16 protein-coding genes are annotated in these 19,117 nt (G+C 56.8%); 8 read left to right on the top strand and 8 right to left on the bottom strand.

The features are described 5' to 3' along the window. The first annotated feature begins 198 nt into the window (after positions 1 to 198). Positions 199 to 687, top strand: a complete 489-nt coding sequence (locus tag AC1DLT_RS24650) for a MarR family winged helix-turn-helix transcriptional regulator (protein ID WP_477488504.1) — start codon at positions 199 to 201, stop codon at positions 685 to 687. Between the two features lie 307 nt (positions 688 to 994). Here AC1DLT_RS24650 and AC1DLT_RS24645 read toward each other — a convergent pair whose 3' ends face one another. Continuing rightward, positions 995 to 1,837 carry a hypothetical protein gene (locus AC1DLT_RS24645; protein ID WP_477488503.1) on the bottom strand — a complete coding sequence of 281 codons (843 nt, stop codon included), beginning with the start codon at positions 1,835 to 1,837 and terminating at the stop codon, positions 995 to 997. A 68-nt stretch (positions 1,838 to 1,905) separates the two neighbouring features. On the opposite strand from AC1DLT_RS24645, the gene AC1DLT_RS24640 reads away from it, so the two are divergent. From AC1DLT_RS24640 to AC1DLT_RS24625, 4 genes are all read left to right on the top strand, one after another. After that, entirely contained in the window at positions 1,906 to 2,640 is a 735-nt protein-coding gene (locus AC1DLT_RS24640; RefSeq protein ID WP_477488502.1) for a DUF4145 domain-containing protein, read from the top strand. A 416-nt stretch (positions 2,641 to 3,056) separates the two neighbouring features. Continuing rightward, complete coding sequence (locus AC1DLT_RS24635) at positions 3,057 to 3,245, top strand: hypothetical protein (protein ID WP_477488501.1); 189 nt, start codon at positions 3,057 to 3,059, stop codon at positions 3,243 to 3,245. Beyond that, complete coding sequence (locus AC1DLT_RS24630; RefSeq protein ID WP_477488500.1) at positions 3,226 to 3,498, top strand: helix-turn-helix domain-containing protein; 273 nt, start codon at positions 3,226 to 3,228, stop codon at positions 3,496 to 3,498. The genes AC1DLT_RS24635 and AC1DLT_RS24630 overlap by 20 nt, the downstream gene beginning before the upstream one ends. Then, positions 3,495 to 4,727 (top strand): HipA domain-containing protein, encoded by a 1,233-nt coding sequence (locus AC1DLT_RS24625; RefSeq protein WP_477488499.1) that lies wholly within the window; start codon positions 3,495 to 3,497, stop codon positions 4,725 to 4,727. Before AC1DLT_RS24630 ends, AC1DLT_RS24625 begins: the two co-directional genes overlap by 4 nt. 362 nt (positions 4,728 to 5,089) lie before the next feature. On the opposite strand, the gene AC1DLT_RS24620 is transcribed toward AC1DLT_RS24625, so the two are convergent. Continuing rightward, entirely contained in the window at positions 5,090 to 5,671 is a 582-nt protein-coding gene (locus AC1DLT_RS24620) for a poly-gamma-glutamate hydrolase family protein (RefSeq protein WP_477488498.1), read from the bottom strand. 128 nt (positions 5,672 to 5,799) lie between these two features. On the opposite strand from AC1DLT_RS24620, the gene AC1DLT_RS24615 reads away from it, so the two are divergent. Then, positions 5,800 to 7,860 (top strand): AAA family ATPase, encoded by a 2,061-nt coding sequence (locus tag AC1DLT_RS24615; RefSeq protein ID WP_477488497.1) that lies wholly within the window; start codon positions 5,800 to 5,802, stop codon positions 7,858 to 7,860. Positions 7,861 to 7,928: 68 nt separating this feature from the next. Beyond that, positions 7,929 to 9,821: a UvrD-helicase domain-containing protein gene (locus AC1DLT_RS24610; RefSeq protein WP_477488496.1), complete on the top strand. Its 1,893-nt coding sequence runs from the start codon at positions 7,929 to 7,931 to the stop codon at positions 9,819 to 9,821. 222 nt (positions 9,822 to 10,043) lie between these two features. On the opposite strand, the gene AC1DLT_RS24605 is transcribed toward AC1DLT_RS24610, so the two are convergent. The 3 genes from AC1DLT_RS24605 to AC1DLT_RS24595 all read right to left on the bottom strand — a co-directional run bounded on the left by AC1DLT_RS24605 (position 10,044) and on the right by AC1DLT_RS24595 (position 15,806). Then, on the bottom strand, positions 10,044 to 14,321 hold the full coding sequence (locus tag AC1DLT_RS24605; protein WP_477488495.1) for a protein NO VEIN domain-containing protein: 4,278 nt from the start codon (positions 14,319 to 14,321) through the stop codon (positions 10,044 to 10,046). Between the two features lie 187 nt (positions 14,322 to 14,508). Beyond that, on the bottom strand, positions 14,509 to 15,153 hold the full coding sequence (locus AC1DLT_RS24600) for a hypothetical protein (protein WP_477488494.1): 645 nt from the start codon (positions 15,151 to 15,153) through the stop codon (positions 14,509 to 14,511). A gap of 29 nt (positions 15,154 to 15,182) precedes the next feature. After that, positions 15,183 to 15,806 (bottom strand): hypothetical protein, encoded by a 624-nt coding sequence (locus tag AC1DLT_RS24595; protein ID WP_477488493.1) that lies wholly within the window; start codon positions 15,804 to 15,806, stop codon positions 15,183 to 15,185. Positions 15,807 to 15,961: 155 nt separating this feature from the next. On the opposite strand from AC1DLT_RS24595, the gene AC1DLT_RS24590 reads away from it, so the two are divergent. After that, the gene (locus AC1DLT_RS24590; protein ID WP_477488492.1) at positions 15,962 to 16,174 is read left to right on the top strand and encodes a hypothetical protein; all 213 of its coding nucleotides are present in this window, start codon (positions 15,962 to 15,964) and stop codon (positions 16,172 to 16,174) included. Positions 16,175 to 16,197: 23 nt separating this feature from the next. Here the strand turns inward: AC1DLT_RS24590 and AC1DLT_RS24585 are convergent, their stop codons facing one another. Genes AC1DLT_RS24585 through AC1DLT_RS24575 form a run of 3 tightly spaced genes read right to left on the bottom strand, consistent with a single transcriptional unit; the run spans position 16,198 to position 19,081 of the window. After that, on the bottom strand, positions 16,198 to 17,304 hold the full coding sequence (locus tag AC1DLT_RS24585) for a DNA cytosine methyltransferase (protein WP_477488491.1): 1,107 nt from the start codon (positions 17,302 to 17,304) through the stop codon (positions 16,198 to 16,200). Then, positions 17,304 to 18,008: a hypothetical protein gene (locus AC1DLT_RS24580; RefSeq protein ID WP_477488490.1), complete on the bottom strand. Its 705-nt coding sequence runs from the start codon at positions 18,006 to 18,008 to the stop codon at positions 17,304 to 17,306. The genes AC1DLT_RS24585 and AC1DLT_RS24580 overlap by 1 nt, the downstream gene beginning before the upstream one ends. Then, positions 18,005 to 19,081 (bottom strand): hypothetical protein, encoded by a 1,077-nt coding sequence (locus AC1DLT_RS24575; RefSeq protein WP_477488489.1) that lies wholly within the window; start codon positions 19,079 to 19,081, stop codon positions 18,005 to 18,007. Before AC1DLT_RS24575 ends, AC1DLT_RS24580 begins: the two co-directional genes overlap by 4 nt. Positions 19,082 to 19,117: the final 36 nt, after the last annotated feature.

Raw genomic sequence — 19,117 nt, 5'->3', positions numbered from 1 at the left:
CTCGTCGGACACGGGCAATCGTATCCACTCTCTTCAACTCCCCACCCCATCCACTGGCAAAAGCCGGATGGTCGGATGAAATCCAAGGGGGGTCAAAATTGGATAAGTATTACCCCGCCAGAGGGGTCAACATTCCATGCTTAAACACAGTCATGTCCTGCTCCATATGTGTAATATGCACATACTAGGAGTACCAACATGCCGTCAACAACAAATGTGCAAAATACACATATTAGCCACCAGATTCGCGAAATCCACGACGCATTGATTGACATTGTCAGTGTGATGAACAGGCCGCAGCGCGACGAGGAGATGGTCCGCGATGCCGGCATAGCACTCGATCGCGCCTTGTTTCCCCTGCTCGTTGTGATCGAGCGGCGCGGACCGATCGGCGTCGTGGAACTCGCTGACGGTGTGGGACGCGACTATACGACAGTCAGCCGTCAGGTAACAAAACTGGAAAGTCTCGGACTGGTGGAGCGCCAGACAAGTGATGCCGACCGTAGGGTTCGCAAAGCTGTGATCGCCCCGAAGGGTAAGGCGATGACCGACAAGGTCGATGGGGTGCGCGAGCGAAACGCCCGCGCCATCTTCGACACATGGGACGTCCAGGAGGTCGATGACCTGGTTCGACTCATGCGCAAATTGGCCGACGGTATGAAGGACGCCCCAGACCCTGACGATTAGTCGGCGCGCATCGTCAAAATTGGATTATAGCGACACGTATTCTCCGGTCTTCTATAGCGTCCCCGAAAGGCGGATGGTGTGCGACAGCCGGAAGCTCGGTCGCTGGTGCGCAGGAGGCAGCGCGCCAGCGCGAAGCTATGTCCGCTTCGGGGCGCGCAACACTGTAACACCTGTGGCCGAAATGGAGGCGCGTAGCGGAGATCATTTCCGCTACGGGGCCGCATGCGGACCGTTCGCATCTGGGAGGGGTAACCGGACCCAGCATGAAGCCAATGCCATTAAGCACAGGCTTGTCGCAGTAACCTGCTTAGCGACCAGTCACTGTCTTCATCCGCCTGAGAAGCTTGTCCTTCAGGTCGGCGAGCCCTTCGCCGTTGTTCAGGTAAGAAATATGCCTGATGTGCTGAAGGTCGAAGGGGATATCGTCCTTACTTTGCGTGATCAGGATGACTTCGCGGCCCAGCGTGTGCGCGATCCCGGCCTCGTAGAAGACATTGGGATTACGGTTGGTGCAGTCGACAACAACAATGCGCGCGAAGTCGATGAGCTGAACGATATCTTGAATGATTGCGTGGTGTTCCCATACGTTGTCAGCGCGATGGCAGGTCATCCCAATCTGCGCAGCTGCGGCCTCGATTGTCGCATAGACGCCGTTGAACGCGGGGGCGAACGGCATCATTGCGGACACCAGATTCGGATCGACGGTCTCGCGCTCCTCGATCTTGAAGACCTCCGGACGCTGACGGACTGGCAACCGCATGATGTGGAAAAGGACCTGGTAAAGATCCACTTCCTTGACCGCCCAGTGGTTGCGGGAAAATTCCCAATCAGCGGTCATGTCAAAGTGACGACGGTGTTCATAGATGAAGTCGTTGCGAAGTACCGGAACTTCCCTGTCGATCTGGTATTCGATCGCGACTTCCTTGCCGCTGATTCTATGCCTGGTGACGCGCCCTACGTACGCGACTTCATCCCTGATGCCTTCATCCATTAACAGGCAGGGGTACTGGATGAGCCAGTCGAAATTTGGCTTGCCGTCTGTCGTGAAGTAGGCGGCGAGGTGCTTTTCCGTATACTCGAACATACGTTCGAGTGGCATTTCAGCCTTGTAGGTATTCCAATCGGCCGACCGCATAAGCAAGTTAAACATGAGATTCCTCCCGCCCATGCGGTTCTAATGGAAATCAAAGTGCGGCGCGACATTAAACGTGGGTGTGGATGATGGACGGGTTACTCTGGAGAGAGAAATATCCTGAAGATAGCTATCCCGCATTCCCTTGCTCGAAATGCAGGAATGGGCTCCTCAAGAGGGTCAAGAACAGAACCGTCACGATTTGGGAGCCGAGTGAGGAACCCTTAATCGCCAGCGGCAAATTCACCAGCTTTTTCACCTGCTCTTTCGGGTTCTGCAAAACCATCGCCGTAATGTCGGGCAGGGCGAGTTCCGGGCCATACTATTATCCGGACCAGGACGGCGAAGAGCGGATGGGTGAAGAGGCCCACTTCTACCCGCTAACGATGATGCCCGGCCCGCGAGTGATAGCCATTCATCAAAAGACACCTAAAGCGGTCAAGGAGCAGATTGAAAAGGCCTTCAACCTTCTCTGGACCGACGCAGGCTCCTGCATCAACAAGCTGCGGATATCGGTCGAAGAAATTGTCGCTCACGCCGGTATCGCCCGGGAAACACCTGAAGGCAGGTTTATCCCGTTGCACAACCGACTGGTAGATTTGGAAAAGCGAGGCTTCGGTCACCACGATACGATGCTAGCGCTAAAGGATATCGGCAACGACGGAAGCCATAAAGCGGGACTGACGCTAGCGGACTGCATCGACGCCTTCGACATTCTCGAAACAGCACTGGAAGATATCTACGGCGGCCGGAAGGCGCGTCAGGACGCCATCAAGGCAAAGTTTACGAAGTCGCGAAGAGGATCGACGCAACATGACTGAAGGTGCGTCGCTTCGGGCGCATCGTCTCGGTTACTGTCATCGCCATCCAAGTCATCTAGTGGCCGCGGCGCGCCTTCGACGTCCAAGATCATTGCGGTGACCTACGTGACCAAGACCGTCGCAATGTCCGCTTCCGGCCGCATGCGTGGCTGGACTTAACGTCCGAACTGACGGCGCATTGCAGAAATGGAGGTAGGCTGTACATGGGCCGGGTTTACCAATCGGAAAATGTGGGGCGAAAGGTGGGGCGTGCCGGCTCAGGTGTACCTATTTACAATAAAAACAATGGCTTGCAGGTGGCAATGGCGGAGAGGGTGGGACTCTCCGCCAGATAGCCGCGCGATACCCTGAAAACCTGGGTTTCTCGTAAGGGCCTGCCTGCATTACGGAAATTACGATACCCGAAGGTGTACCACATGCGATACCTGGAGCTCAAGGACCCTGCTTTGTGGACCTGCTTCAATGGTAAAAACTTCCCGATCGGGGTGAATTCTCGCTTCAAGACACCATACTTCCCGATCGGTAAGGATAGCATTGAAATTCAGAAAATCTTCCTGTACGGTAAGCCGCAACAGGAGATGCTCGATGTTCAGGTCCGCACGTGATTTCGGCGCCGCCGTCAGGGAAAAACGTAAAGTCCTCGGCTGGACACAGACCGAGCTTGCCGCCCGGTCCGGAACAGGCGAACGTTTCATTGTCGAACTCGAATCTGGCAAACCGAGCTGCCAACTCGAAAAGGCGTTGATCGTCGCACGCACGGTGGGCATCGAGATCGGCGACCTGAAGACCGCCCAAGCGTTACCAGCAGCGTCGGAAGATGATCTCGGCTTCCTGCCGAACTTCGGTGATGGTCGATGACAACCATCTTCTACGAAACCTTCCCCGTCGCACGGATGACTTTCGAAGGCGAATGGCGGCTCGACTACGACCTATCATGGGAAGCGCGTCGCTCGGCCTTCCCAGTCTCGCTGACCATGCCGCTGCGATCCGGAGCGGTCGGCGCGGACAGGCTGCTGCCGTGGCTCGCCAACCTGCTTCCGGAAACCCATCTCGCCGAGATCGGCCAGCGACTGAAGGTGTCTCCCCAGGACGTCGTTGGCTTGCTCGGTCACATTGGCCGGGATACCGCAGGAGCCTTGTCGATCGGCGAACCGCGGAAGGCCGGAGTCAACCTGCAGCCCATTCCGAACGAGGAGGCCCTGGAGCGCATTCTCGAGGAACTTCCCGCCAAACCCTTTCTGGTCGGTGAGCGAGGGGTTTCCATGTCGCTTGCGGGCGTGCAGGAAAAGCTGCCCGTCTTCGTCGATGAGGCTGGCGCTATCTCGATCCCGGTCGACGGCACGCCGTCGACCCATATCATCAAGCCGGACACCGACCGTCTGGCGGGAAGCGTCGAAAACGAGGCCTTCTGCCTAGCCCTCGCACGGGCCTGCGGACTGGAAGCCGCCGAAGCCACAATCGGTGTGGCCTGCAAACGACGCTACCTGCTGGTGAAGCGCTATGACCGTTTCACGGACCCCCAAGGCGAGATCCGCAGGCTTCACCAGGAAGACCTTTGCCAGCTAACGGGTCATTTTCCGTCGCAGAAATATGAGCGGTCTTCGACGGGCCGCGGCGTGACATTGAAGATGATGTTCGATGCCGTCAGCGATCTTGTTTCCCCCGGCGAGCGCCTGAAGCTTCTGGACGCGGTGATTTTCAATGTGCTGATCTGCAATTCAGATTCGCACGCCAAAAACTACTCCATCCTGATCGGTGCCGGGGGATCTGCGAAGCTGGCGCCGTTTTACGATTTGATGTGTGCTGCGGTATACCGGCAGGTTGATGAGAGCCTGCCTCAAGGCATTGCCGGACGTTTCATCGCGCCTGACTTGAGGCGAGCCGATTGGCAAGCGTTTGCCGAGGAGGTCGGGTTAAGCGGCGCATCGACTGTCAGGCGCGTCCATGAGCTTGCGGCGGCAATTGGTAGCGCCAGCGAAGATGTTGCGAAACAGATCCTCGACACCGCTGGCGATCCGACAAGAGTCCTGGAGCGCATCACCCATAATATTCGGAAGCGATGCAGGCGCATTCAGCGGCAGATTTGAGCCTGATACACAAGCTCAAGAAACACCATCTCGGGACTACCGGCTGGCGAGCCTGGATTCTCACATGACTTCAATGGCTTAACAAGATAGCCTTAAAATTTCCTCTGTTTTTCCGTCGCGAGCGACCGTGGATGCCACCTTTGTGCCCTGGCTTTGGGCCTCAGTCAATATTGGCGTGGAACGGCAATAATTTCCGCTTCCTGCCCAAAAGCTGCCGGTCGATGTAACCTTTCCTCTCCTCCATAAGCAGACGTCGGGTGAACTCGGAACGTCGGAGGTGATTCTGCCAATTGAGGGTTTCAGACCCGGCCAGTCTGGTCGATACAAAATGACTGCGCTTTCGCATACGGTCTGCGCCGGTTTCAACAGATGGCTGACCGTACCGCTTGGACAAAGCTCGCCATCAGCACTGATTGTGCACATAGACGGTCGCGAAGCCGTCTGGATATTTCTAGCTGAATGCCAGCAGTCCGCTTCCCTCGATTGCATACATTGCTCGTGGCTTGCCCCGAAAGCCTCTGACCCGGCTGGCGCAGTATCGCCGTGAACCCAAAAGCATTCAGGGATTCGGTGACTGCTCGACTTAAGGACGAGTCGCGTCCACCCACCCAAACATCCTCACCCGTCTCATTGTCTACCATTCCATGGACACCGATAACCGTTTCCGTTCCTGCGATAAGCTCAAGAGCATTCGGCTCATCGAAACGCTCTGAGGATATGTGCAAATCTCTGTGCGATCTGCCCCGTTTGAGACCACTGAACACATAGTAGGACAAGTCGTTGCCGGCGATGGTTTTCGTGATTTCGGAGGTTCCGGGTTCGATCCAGCCGCCATGGGGCGCGATAACGAACACTTCCGAACTCCTGTCTATGAATTCGATCGCATAGTCTTCATTCAGAACTTCATTAGCTGCGAGTTCTGGAAAAGAACTGTATTTATCCATACCCGTTACCCACGATGTTTGCCTGTGCTGGGCAGGCTTGCGCTTTGCTCCCTAGCCTACAATTTAAAGATTGGCACAGAAATGCCATTGCATTATCAAAAGTTGAAAGAAGGTTGGGGGGAATCCGCGTGAAAATCAACGAGATGAGAGTATGGCGTTTCCAGTGTTTCGGCCCCACCGACGCTGCCTCCGACAGCGACGCATCGCCAAAATTCCAGACGTTGAACTTTGATCCCGGAATTACCGCCCTCATCGGTCGAAATGGCGCGGGCAAGTCGGCTGCACTCGCGGCGCTCCTGCGCCTCTTTGGCGAAACGCGAGATGAGCGCTTAGTCCGTCCGGACGACTTTTTCGTGCCTCCCGGCGAGACGCTCGAGAGTGCACCTCTTAGACGCCTTTTCGTGGAGGTTGAAGTCGGCTTTCCGGAGTTGGACTCCGGAGACCCTGTCGTCGAGAAAACCGTTCCTGCTGCATTCCGAAATCTGGTCTTTCTCGGATCAAATGGAAAGCTGATCGCTAGAATCCGTCTCGAGGTGACTTGGGAGAACACCGGCACCTTAGACGGCATCATCGAGGAAGACCTGTATTGGCTCCTCACGATCGACCCGGTTCCGTTCGGCGATATGAAAGATCCGGCCGTCAAAAAGAAGATGGCCGCCGGTGACCGCGCTTTGGTCGTCGCGCGCTTCATACCTGCTAGCAGGGATATCACCACGCTCACCAAGCTCACAGTGAGAAGCCTGGGACGTGCTCTTATGGAGTCTGTCCAGTGGAAGAATGAGGCAGTAATAAAGGACTTGATTTCGAAAGCCGGGGCAGCGCTAGCAGAAGAAGACGCACTGAAGCGGGTAAATGGCTTTATACAGAGCTGTTGGCAGGAGCTCAACGCGGCGGATACTGCCACAACCGCCGCACTCCACGTTTTGCCACCTGACTTTCAGCAGGTCATCCGCGCCGCCTCAATCGCACTGTCGCCAAACGCCTCCGGGAGAACCATCGGGGTGGATCAACTCAGCGACGGACAGCGATCGCTTTTCCATTTCGCGCTCGTCAAAGCACTTCTGGATCTCAAGTTGACGCTAGAGGCCGAAGTCGCTCTAGGTAACACCCCGCCGTTCCAATCCAAGTTCATGCAGGCACCCGCCCTCACGATTTTTGCGTTCGAGGAGCCGGAAAACCATCTTGCTCCGTATTTTCTGTCGAGGCTGATAACCGAACTTCAGAAACTCACCGTCACGCAACGTGTCCAGGGAATTGTGACTAGCCATTCGCCCGCAATCGTTGGACGTCTCGAACCGGAAGCGATCCGACATGTGCGCCGTGAACTTCAGAATGGGGTCTCAACTATTAGAGGGCTCGAATTGCCGAAAGGTGCGGACGAAGCGGCCAAGTTTGTACGAGAAGCGGTTCGCGCCCATCCGGAAATCTATTTCGCACGTCATGCAATCTTTGGAGAGGGGGCGTCGGAAGAGATTGTGCTTCCTCGTTTGGCGGAAGCGCTGGGCATTCCGATAGACCGGTCGTTTGTAGCCATCGTCCCTATCGGCGGCAGACACGTGGAGCATTTCTGGCGCTTGGTAAGCCAGCTTGGGATCTCGCATACAACTGTCCTCGATCTCGACTCGGGAAGAAGCTCCGGTGACCTGCGTCAGTTCTCCGCGGTGGCCAACGCAATCAATAAATTCCGTGCGCCGACCGATCCAGGCGTGAAGACGTCTGTCGCAACGGCGACAGATCTCAAGCGAGGCGCCGCAAACGATTGGGCGGCGGATGGCTTGAGTAAAGCCTGGATTGACGGATGGCTGACGTTTTTCGAGACGCAGGATGTATTCTTCTCTGTTCCCCTCGATCTCGACATGATGATGCTCGAAGCGTTTCCAGCCGCATACCAAGTACTTGAGCCAGGAGCATCAGGGCCGCAGAATCCAGGTGATCCACTTCGACAGACTGAGGCCGCTGCCACAGTGCTGAAAAAGAACGGTTATGGCCTCTCGGCATATGCAGAGTATGCGATGCTGCCACTATTCCCATGGTATTCGTATCTCTTCCAAGGCAATCGCGGCAAGCCGGCTGTTCATCTGGCCGCGTTGTCCCGGGTCAGCGACGCAGACCTCGCAAAAGGAATTCCTCCGGTCCTTAGGCGCCTTCTGGAGAGGGTACGGCTGCAACTTGAATCCGTTGGTGCATGATGTCCGGACGTCTTGTAGCCCCTGATGCCTGGTTGCCAGTGGGGATACCCACGCTCGAAGACGCGGCAATGCGCGCAGTGAAAGCGCGTGGAAATACGCTTGTTACTGCCGGCCCGGGCGCTGGAAAAACTGAGCTTCTCGGGCAACGCGGCGTGTTCCTTGTGCAGACCGGGCAATGTCCATACCCGCGTCGAATCCTCGCGATCAGTTTCAAACGGGATGCCGCTCGAAATCTAAGGGAGCGTTTCGAGCGGCGGTGTTCGAAGGAGCAGGTCGACCGCTTCGACTCGGTGACCTTTGACGCCTTCACGAAGCAACTCTTCGACCGCTTTTGGCGAGGACTCCCGGCGGAGTGGGCATTGAAAAATCCCTACTCAATCGCCTTTTCACCATCTCGGCCCGAATTGCAGCAATTCCAGCGTTCGATCGCAGATGGCCTCGGAGATGAAACAAAACTTGGTGGACGCGCAGAGAAGATTATCGGCGTGGCGGCCGTAAAGAACGATGTGATGAGCGTAAGCTACGACGCCTTTCAAAGCGGGATCCAGTATTTGTCTCTGGTTCCACCGCGCGTCGATACCTATGGGGCCTTCCTCCACCTTGCGAGGATCGCGTGGGCACTCGAGCAGGATCCGTCGCCACTTACTTTTCAAATGCTCGGGCGTCTTCTTCAAGCAATCGTGGAAAGAAATCCTGTAATTCGCCGGGCTATCTGTGCGACTTACAGCCATGTTTTCATCGACGAATTTCAGGACACGACATACGTTCAGTACGAACTCATGCGCTCCATCTTCAAAGATTCGAACTCTGTCGTTACAGCCGTGGGAGACGATAAGCAACGGATCATGCGGTGGGCGGGCGCGCAGGACGACAGCTTCGGCGAGTTCGCTGCCGACTTTCTCGGCGAACCTCTTGAACTCGGCCGTACTCGCGAGGTGCTCCAGAGCAACTATCGTAGCAACAAGCGGATTGTCGAGATTCTCAACATCCTGAAAGGTCGGTTGGCACCTGCAGAACCCGACTTTGTGGCAGTCCGCCAGGCGCCAAACCTGCCGCCGCAGCAGATATGTAGCTTGGTCGTCTCCGAGAGCGAACATGAGGAAAGTTCAAACATCGCGAAATTCGTCTCAAGTCGTATCCTGGCGGGCGTCGATCCTCGGCAGATCGGACTTCTCGTCCGCCAGAAAGCCAACGATTGGGAAGATAGACTGAGGCCCTACTTCGATGCCATCGGGATCGGACTGCGAAACGAGGATCGGAATGTCGGTGGCGCGAGCATTCAGGACCTAATAGTCGAGCCATATGCGCAGGCTATTGTCGACGCTCTCGAATTCCTGAGCGCCAAGCGTGGCGGAGTCGTGTGGACGCGTCTTGTTGATCTACTGATGGCGGTCGAAGGTCTGGACGAAACCAGCGACGAACGAAGACAACGTGTTCTTGATCCGCTGGATCGATTCAAGTCCGAACGCGCCTTCGACGGAACGGCCATTCCTACGGTTGCAACTATTGAAGCCTTGATCGACAAAGCTGAAAAATTCCTAGAGCTTCCGCGTCTTGTGTCCTTGGCTCCCCATTACCAACAGGGGAAATACTTTGATGAGATTCGGGCGGCAACGCGTGCTTTTTTAAAGGAGGCTGCGAATGGCGCGAGAACTTGGAAGGAGGTCTTCAGATGGTATCGCGGGGAAGGTCAGGTTCCTCTACTGACAATTACCAAAAGTAAGGGGCTTGAATACGAAATTGTCGTTCAATTGGGTCTGGACGATACCCAATGGTGGAGTTTCGCCAACGACCCCACCGAGGGGCATTCGAACTTCTTCGTGGCCGCATCTAGGGCTCGGGATCGTCTCCACCTGCTATTCTGCAAAGGAAACCAGATCAAAAAGATCACAGAGATTTACGAACTGCTGGAGCAAGCCCAGGTTCCCCTGCAAGCGGGTATAGAGTGGGGTAACGGGTGATATCAAGAACGAGGCATCCAAAGTGAGCGGGCACCAGCGGGTGATGACCGCGCAGGGCCCAAGTTCTCTTTCTGAAGATCAGAGTCCGTAATTGACAGTTCATTCATGCGCTCTTTTGGACAAACGCGATGACCGTGCGTAACGAGCACTTGTGGCGCAATTGCACAACTCAGCCTACAGCGGCGCCACTTTTACTTCCTCCCAGCCGACGTTTAATGCCTATCAGCCCATGTCCTCGATGTTTGCGCGGAGCCCCGCGAGCTCCAACACGATCTGGCGGGTTCCCAAGAGACTTGCCGGGTTGACAAACCGTTTCGCGATCGGATTGCGCTCGGCAACCCGGTAGACTCGCCAGAGCTCGTAACGCTCGCGCTCGCGCAGCGCCTTCTCGAACTCTTGGCGAGGCCATTCGAACCGCCCATCGCTGCCGGTGGTGGACTTGACCTCAAGCCAGCGCGGTCGACCTTCGCCGTCGATCGAGCGAATGTCATGGTCGGCGCCGGGCTGGTCGCGAGACGTCCAGATGACATAGCGTTCGGGCTCGGCATAACCCATCGCCTTTACCTTCTCGATCTCCATTCGGTAAACCAGCGACTCGCCACGCTCGCCGAGCCGGCCCGCGCGCGCGAGTTCCTCGGGCGTCGGCGGCAACCAAATGCCGGACGATCCGCCACCGCGAGGCCCTTGTCGGTGCGGCTCGATTGTCGTGCCCTTGGTCTCTGCGACCTCCAGCGAGACGTGGTCGAGGTCCGGAAGCTGGAAAGACGGTGGCGGAGGCGAAGTGGGTATCGGGGCTGGGGTGACCGGCGGCTGGATCAGCGGATCGAGCGGCTTGACGGGCTCGCTGTTGCTCGGGCCGCTGGTGTCGAGATCGTCGAAGACTTGGCGGACCGCCAGTTCCTCAGCATCGTCGGTGGTGTCATCGTCGTCCTGGAAATTAAGGTCGAGGTTATCTTCTTCCTCGATGCGGCGGCGATGTGAGATGCCGATCATGTCGAGATAGTCTATCAGTTCCTCCTGCGTCCCGCAGAGCAGGAGCGGCAGGAACGCATTGGCAATCCCGCGCATCGTTGCTACGCTCGTTGCGCCCGCGATCTCCGCCAGCGCTTCGGCGAGCAGCAGTTGGAAGGTCGCCTTGTTCTTTGGCGGAACGAGTCCGAGCCGCTCGCCATCGAGGGCAAGCTGCGTCGGCACGAGGATACTCGCGCCCCCGACACTGTAGCGCCGGCCGAGGGTCTGAAAGAAGTCGAGCGAACGAATTTCAGCGAGCCTCGCCTCGATCGTCGCGAGATCTGAAGGCACAAAACCTGTGTGACCGTGTCGGTTGCGATGGGCGACTTCGCTCAGCGCCCACGCGAATATCGGCCGATGAAGGATCGCGAGGACCCGGTCGCCCAATTTGGTCTTGAACCAGAACGGGGCGCGGCCGGGCAACCCCATCACCGGGGCACTCGCGCCCGCGATCGCGGACAGCGGGCGGATGCCGAGGGCAGCGTAGAAGACCCGCGACCGTTCGGTCGTCTCGATCACACCGATCTCGCTGTCGGCCACCTTGAGCGCCTCCTGCAGCGCCGGGAAGTCGGGCTCGACGAGCTGGCCGGCGCGCAGCTCTGCCAGAGTGAACAGGCGAGAACGATCGTCAATCAGGCATCGGGTATCATCGAGACCCGTGGGTAAGCTCAAGATCCCGCGCAACCTATAGGCTTCCAGCAGGGTCCTGCGACGATGCTGATCGATCGGAGCGGTGGGCGCCCAGTCGGTTCCGACGGCCCGGAAGAACCGCGACCAGTGGCTCTCGTTCGGCATTGAGGGCGCGCCAAGGTCCTGGTAGGCGCGACCGGTCTCGTCCGCATGAGGGTAGACCGGGATCACTTCGGCGAGCGGCGCCGCGATGCGTGCGCCAACCAGGATATCCGAAGGCGCGTGATAGCCGTTCTGCACCCAACAGATCGGTTTGTCGGCGAGGTTCGACTTTGGCCTTCGCTCGCGCCCGATCGCCTCGACTAGAGCAGGATAGAGGATATCTGGACGATCCGGGGCTGCGCCCTTCTCTCGGTGACACTCGATGAAATCGAACAGCGTATCGGAGTCTGGGGCCAGCTTCAGCCTGAGCTTTCGATAGACATGCTCCTTGGTCCCGCCCACAATTCGACCGTTGTCCTCCATGCATATGCGGTTGGTAAGCGTATCGAGATGCAACGTCGAGGGCGCGGCCAGGATGCCCGTCCGCGACTTGAGGAATGCGATGTCCCGCATCGCCTCGACAATGCTCGTAGTAAGAAGCTTGAGATGGTCGTCGAGCAATTTCTCGAAACGGTCCGCCATCTCCGGACGATCGGCAAGGCCACGGGCGTAGCGGATTAGGTCAGTGCCGTTCAGCGTCGCGCGGATGCGCAGCCGGGCTAGCAGCGTGGGCGCGGCCAGGAGTTCCCTGGACGGCGCATCGATCGCCGGATCGAGTAGGCGCGCTAGCCGCCGGTTTAGATTTACCATGTCCGCCGGCGCGACCCATTCCCCCCGCTGGTTTTTAACCACAGGGTTGACGCGCAGCACGCTCAGCGCCGCCCGACTAATTGGCGATTGGCGCGCTAACAGCTTTCGGTAGAGCGTCTCGCGCTCCCCATCATCGGCCTCGGCATTAGCGGCACGCTTGGCCGCGTCGATCAGCCAGCGTTCTTCATCGAAGTGGCGGCAATGGGCAGAGATCGCCTTGTACACGATGAGATCGGGATGCAGGCGGTTCTCTTCGGGCTCAGGGCAGTCCGCCCAGAGCTCGGGGTCGACGATCATCAGCTTCGAAGCTGGGCGAAGCGCGCCTGTGACATTGAGCGTCGAGGCAGTGTTGCCAATGTCGGCCTTATGCTGCTTAGTTAACTGACGGGGAAAGGCAGATAGGGCAGCGCCCAGACGCTTCTGCCGATCGACGCTAGCAAGCGCGGCTTCATAGCTCGAGAAATAGATGTTTGCCTCATCTTTTATCTTGGTGGCGAGACTTGCCGAGTTCTCGCCTGCGCATCGTAGCCTGACGAGTGATCCGATTGTGAATCGTTTGGCGCCGCAGCGCGCGAGGAGGTGGCAGACGTCTTCGTCCTCGGAGATTAGGGGGTCGGGATATCGGTCGTCGGCGAGAAAGCCAGTATACGCTTTGTCCGTGGGCAAGACGATTTTTTTTGCGCTGCCGTACTTGTCCGCCCCTTTCGCCAGCGTTGGCCAGCACGACTCGCTCGCCAGTCGTTCCATTATCTTGGCAGTGAAGCGGTCTGGGCTTGCAGTGCCGTTCGATATCAGTGCCTTGAAGGCGTCGGCCCCATAGCGGGTAAACCAATCTGCCCTCAGGAGATCGATGGTCAGGTCGACCGCCTGATCAATGAGCCAGTCATTCCAGACATGATCGATTAGGCCGCTGCGGTCCGTATTGAGTTCGAACGGCGCGCTAACGCTGATCGCGCAGCCGGTGCGAGAGGATGGCGTCTTCAATGGATAGTAGAAATGCCCGTGCTGTTTCAGGTCGATCCGCTTGCGAACGATCGAGACCGAGACAGCGATCTTCAACCGATTGCCAGGCAATCGATAATAAGCTGGAAAGGCGCGGCCCCAGTACTCGGCTGGGACATCGACCGACCGAGAAAACTCCTCTTCCTGAAACGGGGTCGCCGTCTTGCCGTCGAGGAGCCGACCCTTGCGGGCGACTACGGCGACGCCAGTGAGACGGCAGCGGCCGGAGGTCGCGTCCTGCTTCCATCGCAACGTGCGCCCGGTGCGGATCGAATTGACGTTAACCTGACGGAGCCCGCTCTTCTGGCCCGTGAGCGCTAACTTTACCAGTGTGTCTGGCATGCCCATAACCACCAGCCCGAGCGCATGCTCCTCGCGCTCGATGGTGAATGCCTCAAGTCTGTCGGTCGAAACTTCCCGATAGGGAACGTGGATGCGGACGCCCCTCTCGCGGCGCCAGGAGCGATCGGTCTCGTGGCCGGTCTCTTGGGTCTGGAGATCGAGCAGCGCGACCTTGCCACCCGAGCGTACATGGATCGCGTCGCCGAAGCGGAAGAGCGAGCGCAAGCCGAAATTCTTGGAGCCGATGCCATTTTCCTTGGGTGCGACCACCTCGCCGTGGCCGCTGCCCATCACATTGCCCGTGCCGACTATAACCGAGAGGCGGTCCCACCCTTTCGCGTCGATGTTGCGGCCCGACCCGATTACTTCAAGTGAGCGACTGCCGAATGTAAGCGTCAGCACGTGACCTCCGCCGTCGAATTCGTTCTGGACGAGCTCGCGCAGAACATCGCTCGCGTCATGACCCACGACAAACTGCTCGATGAAGCTAGCGCCGATTCGGATCTTACGGCTGGTACTGAAGTCGGGGGGGACATAGTCAGGTTCGTTAATAGATGGCTCGGCCGGATGTGTCCCAGCACGGCGTTTCACGGGACCGGCGATACTTGCAGGAGCCGGTTCTGGTGCCACCTCCGTCGTGTTTTCATCTAGGATCGTCGCCACGCTAACCCCTTAGGCTGATCGCGTCCCCACGCGGATCACGAGAGTCTAGGGTACGCCAGGGCAACCTGCAATGATGAGCCAGCGAGCGAGTGGAAGAACCTGCGTCGGATTTGGGGGGGGCCAGCGAGTTTTCATGCAGCGTCAGATTGCACGGTCTTGTTAGGACCAACGGGAGGTCCAATCATCGCTACGCCCTTAGTTTCTTAAAATTCCAAAGATGATGATAAAGCTCGGCGAGCATTCGAGCCTTCTCTATCGGGAAACCTCTTTTAATCAACAATGGGCCAAGAATCCCTTCGGGAGCTTCGGCTCGACTATTTCGGACAAACAGATAGAATCTTTCCCAATCGAGCGGATGTAAGGAGCGCGTGTTGGCCAAAATCGCAAATCGCTCGAACAAATGCATGGCTCCCGGAGACAGTTGAGGGCTTTGTCGAGGTCGAGCTATCCGCATTCGATAGCGCGTGCCAAACTCTCGATTATAAAGACGCAAGAGCGGCCCAAATACCTCGCGGGAGAAAGCAATATATTCATTCCTGGTTGGGTAGTCGGAGGGCCACTGCGACGACCGCATTTCCACGCAAACTCTTACTTCATCGGGACGGACGATGAGTTGCCCACCTGATCGGGAGTGTTGGGAGGAGTCTGGCAACAGGAAATTGGCGAAGTGAAGTCCTTCATTACCGAAAGTATCTTGACAAAATTCAACGGCCATATGCCGTTTGGACTGTGCCAAAGACATCATTCTCTGAACGAAGAGTGATCGTTCAGGCCCCACGGCGATATCTATTGCGGGGAGCCCTTCTCGCACTTCTGTTTGCCTTGCGATCACGTTTCCCCTTTCCTCTGTGGCGTGACTGCCTAAAACTTGTATCTCGTGATGATCTCCCGGAGCAGGTCGCGTATATTTCCAGCCGACGCGGATATACGCCCGTCTATCAGGTGCGGAATACCGCTCTGCTCCTCATGGTCATAGCTCGCTCGAAACTGTTCAACTGCGTTGCCTTTCAGTGGAATGCCGGCGTCCACCAGACGTTCGTAGGCCAAAACGACGAAGTTAAAAATGCAAGGATTGATATTCACCACTGGTCCATACCAATGGAACAAGTCTTGGCATGCACTTCGCGTAGCGTCTTTGTGGCGAGGCATTGTTTCCTCGATCGCCGCCTCTACGGAAGTGCGTGGCACCACGCACAAATACATAAGGTCCGTAACGACTGGATAGCCGACAAGCGGTATCAAGCTTACGAGATGTCGCAGTTCCTGACGGTGATGGAAATAATTCCTGAGGCATTTAAGGGCTGCGAATTGGCCAACGTCAAAAAAATCGAGATAGGCACCGATCTTCAAGCGGTCATTTAAGCTGTGGCTAGCCTCCAAAAAAGAAAACAACGTGTCTTCGCCTGGCTCAATGCAATGACGTTCATACAACCGAAAGAACCGCTCAGAAGCAGCCGCTGTGTTTGCGAAATCGGTGTTTGACATGCTAGCCTCTTTTGGTGTTGCAATCGCCGTGAGAACGTCAATGCGCTGCGACGGGAACCCATCCAGTGGCTGATATGGCCGGAAATAATTTCCGCGAAAAGCCATCGCGATCAACTGGCATCTTGTTCTGCGATTAGATTTGAAGGAGAGGCACCTTGAACGAGGTTATGGGAACGACTTTTCTTGAAGACGGTAAGTGGCTTCTTCGGCATGAAGGGGGAGCCGGCAACAAGGTGCCGTTACTCGCCCCCAAGGAGGTCCTCGTTCAGTTGCAGCACGGTCAGGCAAAGATCTTCGAGGGTTCCTACGGTCGAGATCATCGTGGTGTCGTGGTTGCGGCGCATGTCGTGTCTATAAAGACTTTTTAAAAGCAGGCACCGATCCAGTGCAGTCACCGTAATCGGGCTTCAAGGCGCTCTAAAAAACCTTCAGGATAGCGTAATCGGCTTTCACGGGCCCTATTCACAAAGCCCGTAAGAGCGCGATCCGACAAATCGGCCCACGTGTAACTGCCATGGGATATTCGCCCGAGCTCAAGAAAACTCGGCGCTTCTTGGACGTTGACGGCGAGACGTAGGCCTCGCCCATTTCCCCAAGCTGCCAAAGGCCACATAGGTCGGTCGGGCATGGGCGAAGAAAGTTTGCGGTCCCAATCTGCCGGAGAATTCATGCGATCAGAAATCCATCGGACTACCGGGACACTCACTGCGTTGCCAACCAGCCCCCACCGAAGGCGCGGCGGTGCAGCTTCCGTCCAGCCCTCCGGAAACCCTTGAAATCTTTCAGCCGTTTCGATTGTCGGAACTTTGACGCCTCCATCCGGAAACAAGACGGCGGGCGGTGATGGTATTCCGATCGATGAGCCGGTCTTCAACGGCGGTATCGCGTCGGCGGTCAAGCCGTGGCCGCTTCTGCCTTCCGTCCAATAGAAGCCGACCGGCAACGACAGGTCCAGCGAGTTTGCAGGCAGGGTGTTGCCGGCATCCGAGAAGAGCACTTCGCCTGGATCAGAATCCCGTGACGCCATAAAGTAAAAGCGGCGGCGGCGCTGAGGAAGTCCGAAGGCTCTGCTGTCTAGCGTACGGTATGCCCATGAGTAGCCTAGTTGTTCCGCTGCGTGCATGAGATACAGAAGAACTCGTCCACCATGAACGAAGCGGATCGACTGGACATTTTCCAAAAGTATATGAGACGGACGGGTCGCTGCCGCGAGGCGGAAAACGTGTTCCACCAGAGCCGAACGAGTACCCGCCAAGCCACGTTGCCCACCAACGATCGAAACATCCTGACACGGGAAACCCGCGACGATCATGTCGGCAGCATCGATTGCGTCTGCTTGGATGCTTCGGACGTCGTCGATCAGCGCAACTTCTGGAAAGCGATGCCGAAGAACATCGCGTGCATTTGAAGCAATATCATTCAGGACAATAGTGTCGTGGAATCGGGCGAAACCCAGTTCGAAGCCGCCCGCTCCACTAAAGAGACTAGCGATGCGCATCAGGCTATCTGCAAATCGGGCATGTGATAGTCTTGGGTCGCGGAAACCGGGGTCTGCCTCGATGGCTTATCCCAAAGCTTGGCGATTGCTTCAGCCATGTCTCTTAACCTGTCACGTTGAGCACGCTGCAACGTCGCCAAACCTTGGGCGTCTGATTGAGACCTCGGCCATTCGATCGGAAAAAACTCGGACAGGACGAAGTCGAGACAATCTGTCGGCAAAATTGTTGCAAAGGGAAATCGAGGTACTGCAATCTGCAGGCCCACTCTCTTTTCCATGTAGTCTTCAGAGAGCTGTAGATGGATATGGGGACCAAGTTGCTCCGAATTCTTCATGTCGACGTGGAAATGCAAAAGGACTTCATTGTTCGCGGCGTCATACACTCGAATATGCGTGACCATCTTACCTACGGTCCATATAGACTTTTTCCGTGAGTGCTCACCTCGCTCGAATGCAGATTCGAACTGCCAGCCGACTCGAACTTCATGGGCGTTGTTATTCCGTCTATCGTAAGAGTTCGCGATTTTTGTGATAATTGGATCTTTGAGGCTCCAGTCGAACTTCTCACGGAGGTTATCGCGGCCATCCTCCAGCACCAATTTCAACCGAGACAGCGCCGGTTGTGATGCGGGCTCGACGAATGGTTCGAACGCGCGTAGCCAATGAGCTAGCTCCGTACCGTAATTTCGCAAATTTATCTTCATTCGCCGGGACTCAACACATCTCGATCTTCATAGATTACCTTTGCCATTAGCTGGCGATCTTCTTGAGCGGAACTTATCAGGATCCACGCCGCGTCGACGTTTGCAGGAAAGTCCTCGTCGGTCACGCGGACGCAGTCTTTCGCCTCGGCTATCTCATCCGTTTCCACCAAGTACGAATTGGAAATGAGAACTGGCTCGGAATGCTCAAGCCAGTCGATGGATGTCTTGCTAGCAAGCTTGCCTAGCGCCGCGCGATAGCCATCGGGGTCTTGAGATAGATGCCAGGCAAAATCGTCGATCGCGGCTCGCCACCATCGCCGGCCGAGGAAATCCCTCAGAGGTCCCAGGTATTTGCAAGTCTCAATTGTCCCACGCTGAGCTGCACCCCCTTCGTTGCCTTCGTATTCTGCCACGATCGAGCGAAAAGTCGCTGGCTGTATCTTTAGCCGGAGCGCTGCCTGCGCATCAGTCAACAGAAAAGAAGGATAGGGAAGTACGTGTGCGAGAAGCCAGCCGATGATTGAGTGAGCGGTAGCGGGGCCGGAGGAGGTCGATACCTCTCTCGGTGGACGGGCGCGGTCGATCTGCCTCATGGCGCTATTCGCCCAGTCGGCGTCTTTGGGTACGCCAAGAACACCGAGGCACAACTGCTCGGAATCGTACGTTCCGAGTGGCCGACCTTCGATGGGCGTGAGGTCTAGGTTCTTCGCGATGAAATCTGTGGCGTCCGAGAGTTCGATCACTCGATTCAGCGTATCCTTCGTTTTGTCGCCGATCCATTCGACACCATGCTTTTGGGCAATGACGTGGTGGCGTTCTATCGGTCCAAGCGGTTCTCCAACCGCCTTTTCGACATCGCTACTCACCACCACAGTCGTTGGACGGCCTCCGATCGTGGCCTTCCACTTCTGAAAGAGGCTGAGGCCGTTCTCGTCGTGCGGGTCGGCCACCAGAAAGAAGTCAAAGAGCCATACGTTCGCGGTCCGGGCAGCGGTGAAGGCCTTTTCGTTCGGGTCATCATCTTGGAAAGTGAATTCCGCTATCGCGGCTGTGCCGCTGTCGGCCAGTGCCATGAACTCCGAAGGTGAATCGTCGATATACACTATTGT

It is taken from the genome of Neorhizobium sp. 05N33, assembly GCF_056397445.1.
The sequence above is the reverse complement of the archived record's forward strand: the minus strand, read 5'-3'. Positions and strand labels throughout refer to the sequence as shown.